Source organism: Salinivibrio sp. ML323 (assembly GCF_001995745.1).
Taxonomy (GTDB): domain Bacteria; phylum Pseudomonadota; class Gammaproteobacteria; order Enterobacterales; family Vibrionaceae; genus Salinivibrio; species Salinivibrio kushneri.
This window is the reverse complement of record NZ_MUES01000037.1, coordinates 1-18,908: the sequence shown is the minus strand read 5'-3', so window position 1 is coordinate 18,908 and position 18,908 is coordinate 1. Positions and strand designations below refer to the sequence as shown.

At 53.4% G+C, this 18,908-nt stretch carries 11 protein-coding genes and 1 pseudogene; 7 read left to right on the top strand and 5 right to left on the bottom strand.

Annotation, left to right across the window (positions count from 1 at the left end):
• The first annotated feature begins 134 nt into the window (after positions 1-134).
• From imuA to BZG13_RS14105, 3 genes are read left to right on the top strand one after another with little or no spacing between them, the layout of a single operon-like run.
• The gene (imuA, locus tag BZG13_RS14115; protein ID WP_077487075.1) at positions 135-827 is read left to right on the top strand and encodes a translesion DNA synthesis-associated protein ImuA; all 693 of its coding nucleotides are present in this window, start codon (positions 135-137) and stop codon (positions 825-827) included.
• Entirely contained in the window at positions 827-2,230 is a 1,404-nt protein-coding gene (locus BZG13_RS14110) for a Y-family DNA polymerase (protein ID WP_077487074.1), read from the top strand. The genes imuA and BZG13_RS14110 overlap by 1 nt, the downstream gene beginning before the upstream one ends.
• Positions 2,231-2,240: 10 nt before the next feature.
• A complete protein-coding gene (locus BZG13_RS14105) occupies positions 2,241-5,306 on the top strand; it encodes an error-prone DNA polymerase (RefSeq protein WP_108743906.1) in 3,066 nt (1,021 codons plus the stop codon).
• Here BZG13_RS14105 and BZG13_RS14100 read toward each other — a convergent pair.
• The 4 genes and pseudogenes from BZG13_RS14100 to BZG13_RS14085 all read right to left on the bottom strand — a co-directional run bounded on the left by BZG13_RS14100 (position 5,303) and on the right by BZG13_RS14085 (position 9,416).
• On the bottom strand, positions 5,303-6,553 hold the full coding sequence (locus BZG13_RS14100) for a multifunctional CCA addition/repair protein (RefSeq protein ID WP_077487072.1): 1,251 nt from the start codon (positions 6,551-6,553) through the stop codon (positions 5,303-5,305). The two genes, BZG13_RS14105 and BZG13_RS14100, sit on opposite strands and share 4 nt — an antisense overlap.
• Positions 6,554-6,708: 155 nt before the next feature.
• Positions 6,709-7,341: a TIGR04211 family SH3 domain-containing protein gene (locus tag BZG13_RS14095; protein ID WP_176719640.1), complete on the bottom strand. Its 633-nt coding sequence runs from the start codon at positions 7,339-7,341 to the stop codon at positions 6,709-6,711.
• 110 nt (positions 7,342-7,451) lie between these two features.
• Positions 7,452-8,707, bottom strand: a pseudogene (locus BZG13_RS14090) (inorganic phosphate transporter).
• A gap of 28 nt (positions 8,708-8,735) precedes the next feature.
• Complete coding sequence (locus BZG13_RS14085) at positions 8,736-9,416, bottom strand: TIGR00153 family protein (protein WP_077487071.1); 681 nt, start codon at positions 9,414-9,416, stop codon at positions 8,736-8,738.
• A 223-nt stretch (positions 9,417-9,639) separates the two neighbouring features.
• Here BZG13_RS14085 and BZG13_RS14080 point away from each other — a divergent pair, with 223 nt between their 5' ends.
• From BZG13_RS14080 to glnE, 3 genes are all read left to right on the top strand, one after another.
• Positions 9,640-11,163: a CYTH and CHAD domain-containing protein gene (locus tag BZG13_RS14080; RefSeq protein WP_077487070.1), complete on the top strand. Its 1,524-nt coding sequence runs from the start codon at positions 9,640-9,642 to the stop codon at positions 11,161-11,163.
• A 341-nt stretch (positions 11,164-11,504) separates the two neighbouring features.
• Entirely contained in the window at positions 11,505-13,106 is a 1,602-nt protein-coding gene (locus tag BZG13_RS14075; RefSeq protein ID WP_077487069.1) for a methyl-accepting chemotaxis protein, read from the top strand.
• 98 nt (positions 13,107-13,204) lie between these two features.
• Entirely contained in the window at positions 13,205-16,051 is a 2,847-nt protein-coding gene (gene glnE / locus BZG13_RS14070; protein WP_077487068.1) for a bifunctional [glutamate--ammonia ligase]-adenylyl-L-tyrosine phosphorylase/[glutamate--ammonia-ligase] adenylyltransferase, read from the top strand.
• Between the two features lie 56 nt (positions 16,052-16,107).
• Here glnE and lpxL read toward each other — a convergent pair whose 3' ends face one another.
• On the bottom strand, positions 16,108-17,037 hold the full coding sequence (lpxL, locus tag BZG13_RS14065) for an LpxL/LpxP family Kdo(2)-lipid IV(A) lauroyl/palmitoleoyl acyltransferase (protein ID WP_077487067.1): 930 nt from the start codon (positions 17,035-17,037) through the stop codon (positions 16,108-16,110).
• Positions 17,038-17,232: 195 nt separating this feature from the next.
• On the opposite strand from lpxL, the gene hldE reads away from it, so the two are divergent.
• Positions 17,233-18,660, top strand: coding sequence for a bifunctional D-glycero-beta-D-manno-heptose-7-phosphate kinase/D-glycero-beta-D-manno-heptose 1-phosphate adenylyltransferase HldE (gene hldE, locus BZG13_RS14060; RefSeq protein WP_077487066.1), 1,428 nt, complete (start codon positions 17,233-17,235; stop codon positions 18,658-18,660).
• Positions 18,661-18,908: the final 248 nt, after the last annotated feature.

The following is an 18,908-nucleotide window of genomic DNA, read 5'->3' as shown; positions in this document are numbered from 1 at the left end:
ACCTTAGCGACTGTGTGGTCCTACACCCTTTGGGGGCGTTGTGATGGCAAACTCTCTGTTTCGCTTCTTTGCTGTTTTCTTTTCTTGCAGCGATGCCTTCATTAAATATACTGTATATATATACAGGTATATTGATGATGAAAACACTCGACCAATTAGCCCAACAACACGGCCTATGGCGCGCCAGTCAGCGGCCGTTAATGGCGGAATTACCCGATAAACAAGCGACCGGTTACACTGCCTTTGATCAGCGCCTCGGCGGCCTCCCGTCTCCAGGGGTGACGGATATCATCAGTGATTTTGGCGTTGGTGAGCTGCGGCTAGTATTGCCTGCGCTGTATCGCGCTACCGGTAAAGAGATCGCCTGGATCCGTCCTCCGGTCGGCATTAATGCGGCAATGTTGCATCAGCAAGGTTATCCAACAGAAAACACCTTGCTAGTGTATCCCGACAGCGATCAACATGCGCTGTGGGCAGCCGAGCAAGCGGCGCGCAGTGGTGCGTGTCAGGCGGTAGTGCTATGGCCATCTTCGCTCACGGTGGGGCAAGTGAAGCGTCTAAAACTGGCGGCCGAACATGGCCAATGTGCGGTGGTACTGTTGCGCCGCCAGCAGACGTACTCATTGACCTTGCCGGTTGATTTAAGCGTGGCGCTGGCGCCCTCTGCATGTGGCGTGACGGTCACGGTGCGTTATTGTCGCGGCCGATGGCCGCCGGCCCCGTTTACCCTCGATTGGCGCGAGCAATGGCCCTCGTTGGTGACCTGGCCGAGCAATGCTGAGAATTTGCTTGCCTTTCCCTCACGGCAACAGCGGGAGCAAGCGTGATGTCATTGTGGCTGTATCTGCATTGCCCAAGCTTGCTGTTAGATAGTCTTTATGCGCCGTCATCGGCGCAAGCGGTGGGGCTGGTTAGCGAGCAAGAAGGCCGTTTAGTGCAGCTCTCTGTGGCGGCGAACACGCACGGCCTGAATGTCGGTATGGGATTAGGGGCCGCAGCGCTTATGTGTCATCAGCTCGCGGTCTATCCTTATTGCGCGGTGAAAGAGCAGTCTGCGCTTGAGCAGCTTGCCGCACAGCTTTATCCGCTGGTCGCGGAAATCAGCCTTAATCCCCCTAACGGTTTATGGCTACACGTGTCACCGATGTTGGCACTATATCAAGGGTTTACCCCGCTATGGCAGACGGTGACTCAAACGCTGGTTGAAAGTGGTATCCGTTATCAGGCTGGGATGGGCCAAACGCCGCGTGCCGCCGAGCTGATGGCGTATGGCCACGCGGGCAAGATCAGCACCGCCCCCGAACATTTGCAGGCAGCGTTGCAGCAATTGCCGTTGGCTGCTGCCCCTTTACCGGAGACGGTGAAAACCCAGTTTACGCGTCTAGGCTTATCTCAGTTAGGTGAGCTTATCGCCTTGCCCACCGCTTCGCTCACGCGACGTTTTCCCCGCTCGGTGGTGGATTATCTTGCCGAAGTGCGTGGCGATAAGCCGACGCCGCTGAATTATTTTCAGCCACCGCTGCAATTTTTTCAGCAACGGGTTTTATTGTTTGAGCTTAGTGAGCAAGCCCATTTATTGCCCATTATCGAGAACCTCGTCTCGGCATTGTGCCGTTTTCTTGAGCAGCGTAGTGCCTGCACGCCTGCGCTGACGTTGGGCTTTAGCTTGCGTGATGGATGTGAAGAAACCCTGCCGGTAATGGCCGCGCATGGCGAGAAAGCTCTCGAGCGCTGGATGGCGTTGGTGCGTTTACGGCTGGCGTCATGGCAAGTGAGCCAGCCGGTGACTGCGGTCAGTGTGGCGGCTTCGCAAATCGATTGTCACCAGCCCGGACAAACCGATCTTTTTAGCGCCCAGCAAGGTGAGCAAAATCGCGATGAGTTGGTCGCGACACTGGCTGCCCGACTAGGGGAGGAGGCGGTTATGCGGTTAGCGTATGTGAATCATCACCGTCCTGAGGCGGCCAGCCAACATGTCCCTCATCACCATCGAGCCACACCGACGGCCTCGGCCCCCACGCGTCCACGCCCAAGCTTACTACTGCCGCAACCCACGCCACTGGTTGGCAAGGTCACCTTACGCGAGGGGCCAGAGCGGATTGTCTCCGGCTGGTGGGAAGGTATGCCTATCCAGCGCGATTACTTTATTGCCCAAAATGCCCAGCAGCAATGGTTGTGGGTGTTTCGCACGCCAGAGCAAACTTGGTTTTTACACGGCTGGTTTAGTTAGGGGTGAAGCGATGAGTACGTATGCCGAGCTGGTATGTTGCAGCAACTTTTCCTTTCTTGAGGGCGCCTCACACCCAGAAGAGCTGGTGGCGCAAGCGGCAACATTGGGCTATCAAGCGCTCGCGATCACCGATGAATGCTCGGTCGCAGGTGTGGTGCGTGCGTATCAAGCTCAGCGTGATTATCCGCAGCTTTCGCTGATCATTGGCAGTCGCTTTCGTCTGCACGCGTTAGATGTTGTTCTACTGTGTCCCACCCAAGCGGCTTATCAAGAGCTGTGTCGGATTATCACCAATGCGCGGCGGCGCAGTCACAAAGGCGATTACCAGCTGAGCGAATGGGATCTGATGTCGGTGCGTCATGGCTTGGTGCTATGGCTCCCCAGTGGCGCGGAGAGCGATCATCATTGGGCGACGTGGCTGTTACGTTATCATGCTGAGCGCTTGTATCTGGCGGTGCGGCGCGATCTAGCGGATAACGACCATCCGTATCTGGCGCACTGTCGCATGCTGGCAAGCCAGTATGAACTTCGCGTGACCGCGTGTGGTGATGTACTGATGCATCATCCTGAGCGACTGGCGTTACATCATACCTTAACCGCGATTCGGCATCGTCAGCCGGTGGCGGCGTTGGGGCGGACGTTATTGCCCAATGCAGAGCGCGCCTTACGCCCGTTACCCAAATTACACGCTTTGTTTCCCCCCGGGTGGCTGGCGGAAAGTGCCAAGATTGCTGCTCAGTGTCAGTTTTCCTTAGCAAGCCTCAAATACAGCTATCCCAAAGAAGTGGTGCCAACCGGTGAGCCTGCGATGGCCTATCTGCGTGAGGCGGTCAAGCAAGGGGCACAGCAACGCTTCCCAAAGGGCGTGCCCCATGACGTGGGAGCTACCATTGAAAAAGAGCTCGCGCTTATCGAGGCAATGGATTACCCGTATTACTTTTTGACCATTTACGATCTGGTGCGCTTTGCCCAATCGCGTGGGATCTTATACCAAGGGCGCGGCTCGGCGGCGAACTCGGTGGTGTGTTATTGCTTAGGGATCACTGCGGTGGATCCGTGCAAAGTCGATGTGCTGTTTGAGCGCTTTATTAGCAAAGAGCGCGACGAGCCGCCGGATATTGATGTCGACTTTGAGCACCAGCGCCGAGAAGAAGTGATCCAGTATTTGTACCAAAAATATGGCCGTGAGCGGACCGCCTTAGCGGCAACCGTGATCCGTTATCGGCTTAAAAGTGCATTGCGCGATGTGGGCAAAGCGTTGGCGATCCCCGCTAGCCAGATTGATTTTTTTATTCAAAATCTCAACCGGCGCGATAAAACCCAGCCTTGGGCGCAGCAACTTCAGCAGTTGGGCCTGGATCCTAAAAGTACGAAAAGCCAACAATGGCTGTCGCTGACCCAGACGTTGATCGGCTTTCCACGCCATCTTTCTCAGCATGTCGGCGGCTTTGTGATTGCAGATGGACCTTTGTATGAGTTGGTGCCGGTGGAAAATACGGCGATGGCAGAGCGCACGGTGATCCAGTGGGATAAAGACGATCTGGAAACGCTGCATCTGATGAAAGTCGACGTACTAGCGCTGGGTATGCTCACCGCGATTCGACGTACCTTTGATTTGATTGCCCAAACCGGTGGCCCTCGCTTGAGTTTGGCGGCGATCACTCAACAAGGCGATGATCCGGCAGTGTTTGCGCGCATTCAGCACGCCGATACCGTAGGGGTATTTCAAATTGAGTCACGGGCACAAATGAGTATGCTACCGCGACTCAAACCGGCTTGTTATTATGATTTGGTGATCCAAATTGCCATTGTCCGCCCCGGCCCGATTCAAGGTGACATGGTGCATCCGTATTTAAAGCGCCGTGATGGGGAAGAAGTGGTGAGCTACCCGTCCAAAGCGGTTGAGCAAGTGCTGGCGCGTACGCTTGGAGTGCCCATTTTTCAAGAGCAGGTGATCAAACTGGCGATGGTGGCAGCCGGTTTTTCTGGTGGCGAAGCGGATCAGCTGCGTCGTGCGATGGCCGCATGGAAGAAAAAGGGTGGACTGGCGCCGTTTCGCGACAAATTGATTACTGGGATGACCGCGCGTGGCTATCGCGCCGACTTTGCCGAGCAGCTTTACCGGCAAATCTGTGGGTTTGGTGATTATGGTTTCCCAGAAAGCCACTCGGCGTCGTTTGCGGTCTTGGCCTATGTATCGGCGTGGCTGAAGCATTATTATCCCGCCGCGTTTTATACCGCCTTGCTCAATAGCCAGCCGATGGGGTTTTACTCGCCGTCACAACTGATGCAAGACGCCACGCGCCATCAGGTGCCTGTGTTGCCGGTTTGTGTGCAACACTCGGGGGCGGATCATTGCTTAGAAAAGGTCGGCGATCAGTGGGGCGTGCGGCTGGGGTTGCGATTAGTCAAAGGATTGAGCGTGGCAGCGATAGACCGGTTGCTGGCGCATCGCCCAGAGTCGGGGTTTGCGTCTTTGTCGGCATTGCAAGAAATTAACCTTGACCGCGATGCCTACCAAGCCCTAGCCAGTAGTGGCGCATTGGCGGCGCTGGCTGGCGATCGCTATCAGGCGCGCTGGGCACTGATGGATCAGCAGCGGCAACTGCCGCTACTGGCTGCCAGTGATGATGCCGTCGAGCTACCTCACTCGCCTTCCCAGTGGCAGAACGTGATTGAAGATTATGCGGCCATGGGACTGTCGCTCACCGATCATCCTATTCGTTTGATGGCGCAAGCCGGCACGCTGGGCCGTTTTACTCGTGGTGTTGAGTTATCACAGTGTGCGCCGCAAAGCTGGGTTGCGGTGGCGGGCGTGGTGACGGGCAAGCAATCACCAGGTACCGCCAGTGGTGTAACCTTTGTCACCTTGGAAGATGATACCGGCAATATTAATGTGGTGGTCTGGGCGGGGACGGCACGGGCGCAATCCCGTGCTTTTATGCAAGCCAAGGTGTTGAAAGTGCATGGCATCGTCGAGCGACAGGGCGAGGTGGTGCATGTGATTGCCGGTAAGTTGATTGACCTGACCCCGACGCTCACCACCTTGTCGATGGCCGCGCGTGAATTCCGTTAACGCGACGCGCTAACCGCGTCGGGACAGGTGGGTGCCGGACACGCGGCTACCGCTTGAATACGCTGGCGATGCAGCTCATCACGAATCGCCGCGCCTTTAAAGCCTGCGTCGACAATCGGCTTAACCGCCACCTGTTGCGCGCAAGCAAAGCGCTCGCGTAAAGCATCGGCTTGTGGATAGTGATAGTTTTCACGTCCCTTGCGGCCACGCACATCGGCCAAACACGCCAAGGCCAATTGCTCGATCCGCTCGGGTTTACGCCACGCGTCGATTTGATTAAACAGCGCCACCCAATGCTCAGGACTGAGTTGATCGCACTTGTGAATTTTGGAGTGGTGGGCACTGACTACCAAAGCCAAATCTCGATAGCTGTTGGGGATACGCAGTCGCTCGCACAGATCTTTGATCACGGGTAGCCCGCGATCGCCGTGGCCGCGATGGCCAGGCAAAATAGAAGCGGGGGTGAGGGCCTTACCGAGATCATGGACTTGTGCGGCAAAGCGGATGCCTTTGTCATCGGTCAATGAGGCGGCATAACGACTGACCATTTCCGTGTGGATGCCGGTGTCGATTTCAGGGTGCCAGTTGGCTGGGTTCGGCACGCCGTACAAGGCGTCGATTTCAGGAAGCACTACCGCTAGGGCACCGCAATCGCGCAGCACAGCAAGAAACACATCGGGGCAATCACTGCCGAGCGCTTTCTCCCACTCTCGCCAAACCCGCTCAGGGGTAAGATGGCCGAGTTCGCCCTCGGCGACCATCGTTTTCATCAGCGCTAAGGTGTCGTCGGCAAGGGTAAAGCCGAGCGGGGCAAAACGGGCGGCAAATCGTGCCACTCTGAGTACCCGCAATGGGTCTTCGCTAAAGGCGGGCGAGACATGGCGCAAAATCCGGTTGTGTAAATCTTGCTGACCGCCATACGGGTCAATCAAGCTGCCATCTTCGTCTTGGGCGATGGCGTTGATGGTGAGATCGCGGCGCTGAAGGTCCGCTTCCAGTGAGATATCTGGTGAGAAGTCGCAAATAAACCCGGTGTAGCCTTGGCCTGATTTACGCTCGGTACGGGCGAGGGCGTGCTCTTCGTGTGTGCTGGGGTGTAAAAACACGGGGAAGTCTTGGCCGACTTGCTGGTAGCCGGCCGCTTGCATTTGTTTGACGGTGGCACCGACCACCACCCAATCTTTATCTGTGACCGGCAAGCCTAATAGCGCATCACGTACAGCACCGCCGACAAGATAATGTTTCACACCAGACTCCTTAATGACACAGAGAAGAGACAATCACGTTTTTCCGTGAATGATTGAAGTATACATACAGCCTAGCAGCACGCCTACCGTGTGCTTAAAAGGACGCTATAAGGATCGCAATAAAAAAGGCTGCCAATGCAGCCTTTCATAAACGATTATGCCCAGCCGTCGCGGCGACGTTTTTTGCGTGGGATAAGGTGTGGGAGAATCAGGCCAAACAGTAAGCCTCCACCAGCCACCATGCCGCCGTAGGTGAACCAACGCATCAGAAGGTCATCTTTTTGGGTGTCTATTTTGGCGCGTAATGCACGGATTTCGCTTTGCGCATCAATCAATTTTTTATTGAGTTCGCTGCTGTGTGCTTCGAGCTTCTCGATCTGCGCGTTACGCTGTTTAAGCGACTCAGCCAAGCCTTTTTGCTGTGCTTTGGCATCATCTTTTGCACTGGCCAAGGCGGATTTAACCTCTTTCAGTTCAGCTTCTAAGGCAGGAACTCGTTCTTTTAAGCCCGGCTGCGTGGTGACGTAGTCACTTTTTACCCAGCCTTTGCGGCCACGGCTATCAACCAGTTGGGTATAGCCCTCATCGCGATTACGTTTTAGCACAGTGACTTTATCACCCGCATCAACACTGCCGATAATGCGATACTGTGTGCCCGGGCCAGCGTGCATATAAGTAAACAAATCATCAGAGATATAGTTTTCTGCCATCGCTCGAGGCGCGGCAACGAGAACGAACAGCAATACGAGAGCAGAATACAGGTGTTTCACGTCTGGGGTCCTTTGCATAATTTCAGTGTGGGACACATCGGCTTTGCTGGGCATAGTGCCATAGGCGTAAAAGAAAGGGGAGCCATGCCCCCCTTTTTTTGACTGTGATTTGACATCATCGGCGCTTGTTACGCAAACAGCGAGGTCATCACTTGGTAAAAGATCACAGCCAATATGGCCCCCGCGGGTAAGGTGATCAGCCACGAGGCAACAATATTACGTACCACGCCCAAATTGAGTGCGGCAATACCGCGGGCAAAGCCCACGCCTAAGACGCCGCCGACTAAGGTTTGGGTGGTCGAAATAGGGAGGCCTGTGCCTGAGGCGAGTACGACCGTACTTGCGGTCGCCAATTGCGCGGCAAAACCACGACTTGGCGTGAGCTCAGTAATGCCCGAGCCCACAGTCCCATGACTCTGTGTCCCAAGGTGGCAAGGCCGAGTACAATCCCTGCCCCGCCCATCGGTAAAATCCACCAGGCGATTTGTGCTTTTTCCGCTACGGCACCGAGGTTTTGCACCGTGGCCACAATAGCCGACAGTGGACCAATCGCATTAGCCACATCGTTTGAGCCATGCGCGAAGGCCATGGCACAGGCAGTGACGACCATCAGGAGGCTAAATATCCGCTCAACGCCCTGAAACCCTTGATTTTCATCGCCGCGATACTTTCTAGAAATGTAATAAACACCAAAAAACATCACCAGTGCAGACAAGACAATTGAGGCACTCACCGACTCTAGCGTGCTCAAGTGTAAACCAACATGTTTGAGCCCTTTTTTAATGGTGACCATCGCGATAATAAACGCGGTGAGAAACATATAAAGTGGGACGAAACGTTTGGCATTCAGGACAGGACGGTCGGTATCAAAAATCAGTCGTTGTGCACTTAAGAATATAAAGTAAGCGAACAAACCAGAGATAAAAGGGGTGATAATCCAACTGCCAACGATACCTTGCACCGTGTGCCAATCGACGGCATCTGCGCCAACCGATAGGCAGGCGAAGCCAATAATAGCGCCAATGATGGAATGGGTGGTGGAGACGGGCCAGCCCATAAATGAGGCAAGAAGTAACCAAGTGCCCGCGGCGAGTAAGGCCGACATCATGCCAAAGACGAGTTCTAGTGGTTGGTCAGCATATAAGCTGGTGTCAATCACGCCTTTGCGAATGGTGTTTGTGACCTCGCCACCGGCTAAATATGCGCCGGCGAATTCAAATATCATCGCCACAATAATGGCTTGCTTCACGGTGAGTGCTTTTGAGCCCACGGAGGTGCCCATCGCGTTCGCGACGTCATTGGCACCAATACCAATTGCCATTAAAAAACCAAAAGCCGCGGCGACCATGATCAGTATGGTCCCGTGATTCATCAGGATTTCCATTGTAATACCTTGTTGTTACATCACTCGGTTAGGAACGGGAAAGCATGACCTCTAAGCGCGCACCCACACGTTGCGCCTGGTCAGCAATTTCACCAACCCACTCGAGGATTTTGTACAAGAACATGACGTCGACAGGGTTGTACTCCTGCTCAACGGCCATTAATGCTTGGCGAAGTTGGATTTGCATAGAATCGGTATCGTCTTCAATCATATCCAACTGATGAATCATTTCGGCGACTAAGGTGACTTCGCGCCCTTTAAAGCCCGTTTCAAGCAGCTCTTCAAGCTCGTTGATCACGCGGCGTGCTTGCGCGGCAGCATCTAAGCATCGCTGCACATAGGCGATAAAAGCATCATTCATGGCGGGGGGCATACGCAGCTGACGGCCTATCACACGGCCGGCAATATCTTTGGCTAAATTTGCCAGCTTGTCTTGCTGGGTGAGAAGCTCGAGCATGTCCGTGCGATCAACGGGCATAAAGAGGCCTCGAGGTAACTTAAGCCGAATATTGCGTTTCAGGGTATCAGCATCTTTCTCTATCTCAGAGATTTGATGGCGGAGTTGGTTTGCTTTGTCCCAATCTTGTTGCTCGCAAGCATGAAAGAAGGGGACCAGTAGTTCACAACAATCGTTTACACGATTGACGTGACGCTGCAGTGGTTTAATGGGGCTCTTCGCAAAGAGCCCGACAATTGTATTGACTGGCATAGCCGTAATCTACCTGGTTGCCTCGAGCCCAGTGGGCAAAAAAGAGAGGCCAAACGTTCAACGATGGTATATCGGAGCGGCGATGGTAGCGCAGAACATAGGCTAAAGAAATAGCTTTTGTGATCTCTGCCTCAGTGCGCATGATCAAGCCTGGTAGTGATAGCGCTTGCCGACAGGATCAATTGTTCATATCCTTGTCAGGCAATTGGCTATAGGTACCCGTATGGACACTGAGATAGAGCTCAAATTTTTTGTCTCTTCTGACTTTTCTCATCGCATTCGCGATAAAATTGTCAGTATAAAACAGCTACAGCAAAGCCAGCGTGAGCTGGGCAACATCTACTTCGATACGCCAGATTTTACCCTACGTAAACACGATATCGGTTTGCGGGTGCGTCGTTTTGATGGTGTGTACATTCAAACCCTCAAAACGGCAGGTCGGGTCGTGGCGGGGCTGCATCAGCGCCCAGAGTACAATGCCGAGCTTAACGGACCTGAACCTGATCTTTCTTTGATCCCAGTCGATGCATGGCCCGATGATCTGGATGTTGATGCACTCAGCCAAGCTCTCCAGCCGTTGTTTTCCACCGATTTTGTGCGTCAGCAATGGCTGTTAGCAACGGATGACGGTAGCCAAATCGAATTGGCGAGCGATCAAGGCGAGGTCTCTACCGAAGCCGGCGATAAGGACGTGATTTCTGAGGTGGAGCTGGAGCTGATTTCCGGGCAAACCGATGCCTTGTTCTCGCTGGCACGCAGTCTGGCGGATGAAGGCGGCCTGCGCCTTGGTAATTTGAGCAAGGCGGCGCGTGGCTATCGTTTAGCGACAGGCTATCAGGGCGATCCGGTGAAAGCCTTATCCATCGTTAAACTCGGCGCGGATGATAGCCAAGAAAAAGCCCTGATTCGGATCCTCGAACACGCACTGAGCCACTGGCACTATCATGAGCAGATTTATATTGAACGCGAATCACTCGAGGCGTTGCAAGAAATTCGCTATGCCGTCTTGTTGATCCGACAAGCGTTTGTCTTATTCGGCGGTGTGGTGCCGCGCCGAGCAAGCAGTCTACTCCGTCAAGAGCTGCAATGGTTTGAAGGTGAGCTGGCGTGGCTCGATGACGCGCGGACCAATGCCCGGCTGTGTGAAGACAAAGGCCAATATCTACGTAAATTAAATGCGCGAAAAACCTTGGTGAAAAGCTTGAAGGCTGATCAAGCACGATTGCCTGAGCGTGAGGACATTGTCTCGCTGCTACATACATCGCGGTATTGCAACTTGCTGCTCGATTTGAGTCGCTGGATCCTCTCGAAAGGTTGGCAACCGTTTTTAGATGATAAAGCGGCGGATAAGCTTGCCCAACCGATTCAACGTTTGGCCGATAAAGCGCTCCCTGAGTCTTGGAATGAATTGCTTGACGCATTTGATGAAACGAAGCCACTGACGCGGCATGATTACTTTGATCAATACCCTCGCTTGCAACGCAATTTGTTACTAGGCACCTGCTTGGCCTCTTTGTATGACAAAAGTCGGCGTAAAGCCTTCCGCCTGCCTTGGCTCGATATGTTGCAAGGCATTGAGGCGCTACGCTTGCTCGAACCGGTGCGTGAGCGCGTGGTCGAGATTGACGATGAAGAGGACAAAAAACAGGCAGAGAAATGGTTGACCCGCAAAGAAGAGTCACTGTTTCATGCCATGACGCAAAGCCGTCAAACAGGGTTACGTCTTACTCCGTATTGGCAAGAGTAAGCGAACGAGAGTGATAAAAAGCAACCTGGAGGTTGCTTTTTTTATGCGTGCCTTTATGCGGTTACCTTGCTTGAGTACCCAGTCGCACTGCCTGAGTCGATCCGGTAAAGTCGCCTTTGGGATCAATATTTCTGGCGCTTTTTTACGTTATAAACAGACAAAGTGTATGATGATAATTTGATTAACTTATCATTATGGGCATTGTTTATGGGCAAATTTCACAAATACGGTAAACAAGGATTCAGTGAGGGTGAGGTTTGCCGATATAACATCACTCAGTATTAATAACCGCCCGTTTTGCAGTCAGTTGGCTTGATAACGGACATGGAGCTTTCAGGATTATGGCTAAACATACCTTCTATGCGTGGGAAAAACCCGTTACCAATCTGCGCTTGGTTCCAAAACTCGTGATTCTAATGGTCTTTAGTACCATTATTCTGGTCGGTAAGCAGATGTGGGATGCGAACACGTTTCGCCAGTCCGTGATTGAGTTCACTCTGAATCAGACCCAAGAATTAGCGCGATCCAGCGCGGCAATGACAGGTGCCCTCATCGATCAGCCGGATGGGGAACGCTTGATGCGAGAGGCGGTAGATACCATGAACGCCGAATTCAGCGAAGGGGCGTATTTATATTTGGTCAATGGCACCACTCGCCAAGTCTGGTCTCATCCTTCAATGCGCCAGTTTGACGCGTTACGCGTGCCGGATGAAAGCACTGGCACCGATGTCGCTGACTTATTTCTCAATCAGTCAGGTGCGTTTAGCTATACCGTTTATGACGGTGGCCGTCATGGCTATGCCGTGCCCGTCGGCGGGAGTGATTGGTGGCTCGTAGCATCACAACCGACGTCTGAGGCGCAGGCGTATTACCAAGATTATATGATTCAGGTCGCGTGGCAAACCGCGCTGATGATTGTCTGTTTCATGGTTATTTTGCTGGGCGGCTCTAATATTATGCTACGGCAAATCAACTATTTGACCGATAGGATTCGTGCGTTGGCGAATCGCGATTTGAGCGAGCCGATTGAAATGAATAGCCAAGACGAGTTCGGTGATTTAGCCCGTGAGCTGGAAAGATCGCGTCAGCAATTGGTGGATGTGATTAACGCGCAGCGCCAAGCATCGGATGATCTTTCTTCTCTGGCTGAGATTATGACGATCAGCATGTCGGAAACCAAAGAGTCATCGCAAGAGCAGTTCTCTGAGATGGATCAGCTCGCCTCAGCGATGAGTGAGATGAGTGCAACCGTGCAAACCGTCGCTGAGCACACGCGAGAGGCGGCTAAAGCGACGGAAACCTCTAGCCAACAGGCTAACAGTGGCCAAGCGCACGTGAGCAGTACCATCCAAACCATCAATGAGCTGTCCAACGACATCAGCGAGTCATCTCAGGTCGTGGGGCAAGTCGATGCCCAGGTGGAGAAAATCGGCACTGTCGTGGTCACCATTCAAGGAATTTCAGAGCAAACCAACCTTCTGGCACTCAATGCCGCGATAGAAGCCGCACGAGCCGGTGATACGGGGCGTGGTTTTGCGGTGGTGGCTGATGAAGTACGCAAGCTGGCGCAACACACCCAAGAAGCCACGGTGGAAATTCAAGACATGATCACCCAGTTGCAGCAAAGTGCGCAAAAAGCGGTGGGCTTGATGGATCGCAGTGTTTCCGAGGCCAAGACAGGCGTCGAGTCAGTGAGCCAGGCTGGCGGAGAGCTTGAGCAAATCGTCACGCAAATCCAATCGCTCAATGACATGAACTTCCAAATCGCTTCCTCGGCAGAACAACAAGCGTCAGTGGCCGGTGAGATGAACCAAAACCTCACCAACGTTAAAGATTTGGTCCAGGCATCGGTGACGGTGGCGGGCGAGCTGCATGAAACGGCAGAGATGGTTGAACAAAGTGCGCAATCACTTAAAGATAAAATTGAGGCCTTTAAAGTCTAACCACGTTTGAGGTTTTATCCCGTAATCAACAACGGCTCGCTGCATCGGCGAGCCGTTTTTGTTAGTGTCGAGACAGGACGATAGCAAAAGGACTGCCCATGGTACTATCTGACTCGCTTGCCGCTTGCTTGCATCAGCACTGGACACGATTAAACGAATTTGCCCCTGACGCCGTGCCGCAATGGCAAGGTGCGGCGCGTGAGCGACTCGAGCAGGCCTTAGCGTGTAGCGAGTTTGTCGCCAAGGCATTAACTCAAACCTCTGGCCTTCTCGACTGGCTGTATCAGCATCATCAGCAAGCCTCGCGTGAGCAGACATATCAAGCTGAGCTGAGTCAGATGTTGGACGCGGTAACCGATGAGAGCGAGTTTCACCGTCAACTCCGTCGGCACCGCCAGCGTGAACTCGTATGGATAGCGTGGCAAGAGATCCACAATCAATGGCCAGTTGAGCAAGGGTTACAGCATTTATCAGCCCTTGCGGAAGCGCAAATCTTATCGGCTTATCAATGGCTCTATCAGCGCGGCTGTCACGACTGGGGGACCCCTATGAGCCCTGAGGGTGAGCCGCAGCCGATGCTGATTTTGGGCATGGGCAAACTCGGTGGCGGCGAGCTTAACTTCTCTTCAGATATCGACCTGATCTTTACCTACCCTGAGGCGGGAGAAACCCAGGGCGCGAGAAAAAGCATCGCCAATGCGCAATTCTTTACTCGGCTAGGGCAGCGCTTGATCAAAGCGCTTGATCAACCCACGGTGGACGGTTTTTGTTATCGGGTTGATATGCGCCTGCGTCCCTTTGGCGATAGTGGCCCTTTGGTGATGAGCTTTTCCGCACTCGAAGATTACTACCAAGAACAAGGGCGTGATTGGGAGCGCTATGCGATGGTGAAAGCGCGCGTGATGGGTAAAGAGCAGTATGACTGCTATCAAACCTTACGCCAGATGCTACGCCCGTTTGTCTTCCGTCGTTATATCGACTTTAGTGCCATTCAAGCGTTGCGGCGGATGAAACAGTTAATCCAACGAGAGGTACGCCGGCGTGGCTTAACCGACAATATTAAGCTGGGTGCAGGAGGCATTCGGGAGATTGAGTTTATTGCTCAGTCGTTTCAGCTTATTCGTGGCGGCCGAGAGCCCAGTTTGCGCCAGCGCGGCTTACTCGACACCTTAGATGCGATTGCGGAACTGGAATTATTGCCCACCGCTGAGGTAAGCCAATTAAAGGCCGCGTATTGCTATTTGCGCCGGGTAGAAAACCTCCTACAAGCGATTGATGACAACCAAACGCAGACCCTGCCCGATAACGACCTTGATCGTGAGCGGCTTTGTCACGCCATGGGGTTCAATGATTGGACGCGCTTACAGGCCGACATCACCCAGCATATGCAAGCGGTTAATCAGGTGTTTTCCGGCTTGATTGGCGAAGATGAGCAAGAAACAGAGACGGATGTCGACACTGAGTATCATGATCTATGGGCGATGGCGCGCGATGTAGAAAACGCCCACTTGATCTTAGCGGGCTTAGATCTACCGGACACCAATATTGCTGAGCAGTTATTGGCGTTTAAACAAGAGCTGGCTAAGCGCACAGTGGGGCCGCGAGGACGTGAGGTGCTCAACCGTCTGATGCCGGTGATGTTAAGCAAGCTACTGACGTTGCCGCAACCGCAGCAGGTGTTGCCACATATCACCCACCTGTTACTCAATATCTCGACACGGACGACCTACTTAGAGCTGTTGGATGAGCACCCCGGGGCGATCGATCAGCTGTTGCGGCTTTGTACGGCCAGCCCGATGGTAGCAGAGAAGTTAGCACGTTATCCTTTGCTACTGGATGAGCTGCTCGATTTAACCCATTTGTATCAACCTTTAGCGCCCGATGCCTATCGTAGCGAATTACGCGATTATCTTGCCCGTATCCCGGTTGAGGATATGGAGCAACAAATGGAAGCGGTGCGTCAGTTTAAGCAAGTTCAGTTATTAAAAATTGCCGCGGCGGATATCGCGGGTGTGCTGCCCGTGATGCGCGTCAGTGATCATTTGACTTACTTGGCCGAAGCGATTGTGGAGGCGGTGGTTAATCAGGCCTGGCACCAAATGGTGGAAAAATATGGCCAACCGACACACTTAGGCGAGCGAGAGGGACGTGGTTTTGCGGTGATTGGCTACGGCAAGTTAGGCGGATGGGAGCTGGGTTATAATTCCGATCTCGACGTGGTTTTTCTCCACGATTGCCCCGCGGATGTTGAGACTGACGGACGCAAAGTGATTGATGGTCGGCAGTTTTATCTGCGTCTGGCCCAGCGCATCGTCCATCTTTTCTCTACGCGTACACCTTCTGGGGTACTCTATGAAATAGACACGCGCCTTCGCCCTTCTGGCACCTCTGGAATGCTAGTCAGTACACTGGAGGCTTACGCGGATTACCAGCAAAACGAAGCCTGGACATGGGAGCACCAAGCGTTGGTGCGTGCGCGCATGATATATGGTGATCCTCAGCTTGAGTCGGCGTTTACCCAGGTGCGCCATCATATTCTCGCTGCGCCGCGAGACACACAGATATTACGAGAGCAAGTCAGTGGCATGCGAGAAAAAATGCGTCAGTATAAAGCGACAGGACAAAAAGAGACCTTCTCCATCAAACAAGACGCCGGTGGGATCACTGATATCGAGTTCTTAGCCCAGTACCTGGTACTCGGCAACAGTGCCACACAACCTGCGTTAACCCGTTACAGCGATAATGCGCGCATTTTTGAGCAAGCCGGAGACCTGGAGGTGATGCCACTGGCGCAGGCGGCGGGGTTAAAGTCGGCCTATACGCGGATGCGCAATGCGCTTCATCGCAGCCATTTGGCGGGTGAGAGTGGCAAGGTGGAGGCTGATGCCTTTATCGATGAGCGCGAAGCCGTGCAACAAGCTTGGCAACAGTGGTTTGATGGGTAAGTGAAGTAGCGCGCCTTGACTCAACCATCAGGCCGCGATTGGCGGCCTGTATGGGACTATATTCCCTCATATAAGGAAGGTTCACCCTCTGGGCGAGTTTTAAAACGGCGATGCAACCACATGTATTGCTCAGGGGCTTGTAAGATTAATTGCTCAACCGCGCGATTGGTCACAACGGCAGCTGCATCTGCGTCGTTGGGAAAATCTTGCAGCGGAGAATGAATGGTTATCCGGTACTGGCCACCGCGTCGATCTCTCACAATCGAAAACGGGACCACAGTGGCGTGACCGGCATGCGCGAGCAAGTGTGTCCCTGTGGTCGTACACGCTTTATTAACGGCGAATAATGGCGCAAAGGTTGAGCGGCGTCGTCCATAGTCATGATCCGGTGCATACCACATCCTATCGCCTTGTTTGAGGTGATGAATCATGGTTTTAACGTCTTTTCGGTCGATAGCGCCATTGTGTCGCGTCCGGCCACGGTACTGGAACCAATCATAAACAGGATTATTGTTAGGGCGGTACACACCCACGCCCGGCGTGACCTCTCCTAAGGCACGCGCGCCGAGTTCTAAATTCATCGAGTGGACAGCGATTAAGAGCACACCTTGCGCCTGACTTTCTAAGTGTTTTAGTTGGTCTAGGCCTTCATAGACCATATGTTTTTTGATGCGCCAAGAAGGCCAAAACCATGCCATACAGGTTTCAAAAAGGGCCAAGCCGGAGTTGGCGAAGTTCTCTTTCACCATCGCTTGACGCGAGGCTGGACTCATTTCAGGGAAACACAACGCCAGATTACGCTCGGCAATTTTAACGCGGCGTTTCATTAGTGTATGCATCAAGTGGCCCAAGCTGCGGCCCATATAAAATTGGACGCGATAAGGCAGCCAGCTAGCCATATACATTAACCCGACGCCGAGCCAGGTATGAAGATAGCGAGGGTGAAGAAATCCAAGGCGAAAAGTGGGGGCTGAAAAATCGCTCATAGCGTTAATGACTCATGAAAACCAAACCAGAAAGAGCCGTAAGGCCCGCGCCATTGTAGAGTAAATTCTTGGCGCTGTCCTGCGCGAGTGTGCGCAGTGAGTGTTGAGATTGTGCGCAGCACACGCCTGAGAGCGCCCCATTTAGCCTATGGCTATGCTACTATCGCTCGGTAACGACAGTATTCGGAGATCCAGATGAAACTCAGCCTTCCTGACTACAGCCAAGCCAATGTTCTGGTCGTCGGCGATGTAATGCTCGATCGCTATTGGTATGGACCGACTGGGCGCATTTCCCCAGAAGCGCCTGTCCCCGTAGTGAAAATCAACCAAACGGAAGAACGCCCTGGTGGCGCGGCAAACGTGGCGATGAATATCGCAGCCTTGGGTGGACAGACTCAGCTGATTGGTCTGACGGGCAAGGATGAACAGGCTGACGCGCTCACGCAAACCCTCGACTCGTTAAATGTTAACTGTGATTTTGTGGCGCTGGACTCGCATCCCACCATTACTAAGCTTCGAGTCATGAGCCGTAACCAGCAGTTGATTCGTCTGGATTTTGAAGAGGGATTTGCGGGGGTGGATGTGGCACCCATGCTAGCCAAAGTCGAAGCGGCATTGCCCAAGACGCAGGCGATGATCTTATCGGACTATGCCAAGGGCGCGCTGGCCGAGGTACAAACATTGATTCGGGCCGCCAAACAAGCGGGTGTCACCACCTTAGTGGATCCTAAAGGCACAGACTTTGAACGCTACCGTGGCGCCAGTCTGCTGACGCCAAATATGACTGAATTTGAAGCCGTAGCAGGCACAGTGACGGACGATCAAAGCTTGGAAGAAAAAGGCTTGGCGCTGATTAAGCAGTACGAGCTTGGTGCCTTGTTGGTCACCCGTAGTGAACATGGGATGACATTGCTGCGCCCAGATGCCGCGCCGCTGAACTTGCCAACGCTTGCCAAAGAAGTGTACGACGTCACAGGGGCTGGCGATACCGTGATATCGGTACTGGCGGCATCTTTGGCCGCGGGCAAACCGATAGAGCAAGCCTGTGCACTGGCTAATGCCGCTGCCGGTGTGGTGGTGGGCAAGTTGGGTACTTCAACCCTCTCCACTATCGAGCTCACCGAAGCGGTACACGGCTCGCACGAGTCTGGTTTTGGTGTCACGACCGAAGCGCAGCTGATTGATGCGGTGCATGTCGCTCAAGGGCGAGGTGAGAAAGTGGTGATGACCAATGGCTGCTTTGATATTTTGCATGCAGGCCATGTGGCGTACCTCAATGAGGCCGCCAAACTGGGCGATCGCTTGATTGTGGCGGTGAACACCGACGCATCGGTACAGGCTTTGAAAGGGCCTGGCCGCCCGGTTAATCCAACTGATCGGCGGATGGCGGTGCTAGCAGGACTGGGCGCGGTCGATTGGGTAGTTCCTTTTGGCGAAGAAACCCCCGCGCGCCTGATTGGCGAAGTCTTGCCCGATATGCTGGTTAAAGGCGGTGATTATCAGGTCAACGAGATTGCCGGTGCCGAGGCGGTGCTCGCCAACGGGGGAGAGGTCAAGGTGCTTAACTTTGAAGATGGCTGCTCCACCACAGAAATCATTGAGTCGATTCGGCGTGGTCAATAGCGCCTCTTGCCCTTTCAACTAATGACAATAAAAAGGTGCCCGTCGGCACCTCAGACTGCTGACAAAGGTCTAGCTTTCGAGCTAGACCTTTGATCTAATAGGAGTGTCGCAATAGGGATGCTCCGGTATGCTTCAAGAACCTTCTCCACACCAATATGAACTTGAAATGGTGACGATGGAACAACTTGTTCCCAAAGACCATCTTGTTCGTAAAATCGACCGTGCCATCGACTTCGAGTTTATTCGAG

Excerpts from the sequence above, each read along its gene's own strand:
- BZG13_RS14110 (WP_077487074.1), top strand. The coding sequence starts at position 827 with ATGTCATTGTGGCTGTATCTGCATTGCCCAAGCTTGCTGTTAGATAGT.
- hldE (WP_077487066.1), top strand. The coding sequence starts at position 17,233 with ATGAAACTCAGCCTTCCTGACTACAGCCAAGCCAATGTTCTGGTCGTC.
- glnE (WP_077487068.1), top strand. The coding sequence starts at position 13,205 with ATGGTACTATCTGACTCGCTTGCCGCTTGCTTGCATCAGCACTGGACA.
- BZG13_RS14075 (WP_077487069.1), top strand. The coding sequence starts at position 11,505 with ATGGCTAAACATACCTTCTATGCGTGGGAAAAACCCGTTACCAATCTG.
- imuA (WP_077487075.1), top strand. The coding sequence starts at position 135 with ATGATGAAAACACTCGACCAATTAGCCCAACAACACGGCCTATGGCGC.
- BZG13_RS14080 (WP_077487070.1), top strand. The coding sequence starts at position 9,640 with ATGGACACTGAGATAGAGCTCAAATTTTTTGTCTCTTCTGACTTTTCT.
- BZG13_RS14095 (WP_176719640.1), bottom strand. The coding sequence starts at position 7,341 with ATGCAAAGGACCCCAGACGTGAAACACCTGTATTCTGCTCTCGTATTG.
- lpxL (WP_077487067.1), bottom strand. The coding sequence starts at position 17,037 with ATGAGCGATTTTTCAGCCCCCACTTTTCGCCTTGGATTTCTTCACCCT.
- BZG13_RS14105 (WP_108743906.1), top strand. The coding sequence starts at position 2,241 with ATGAGTACGTATGCCGAGCTGGTATGTTGCAGCAACTTTTCCTTTCTT.
- BZG13_RS14085 (WP_077487071.1), bottom strand. The coding sequence starts at position 9,416 with ATGCCAGTCAATACAATTGTCGGGCTCTTTGCGAAGAGCCCCATTAAA.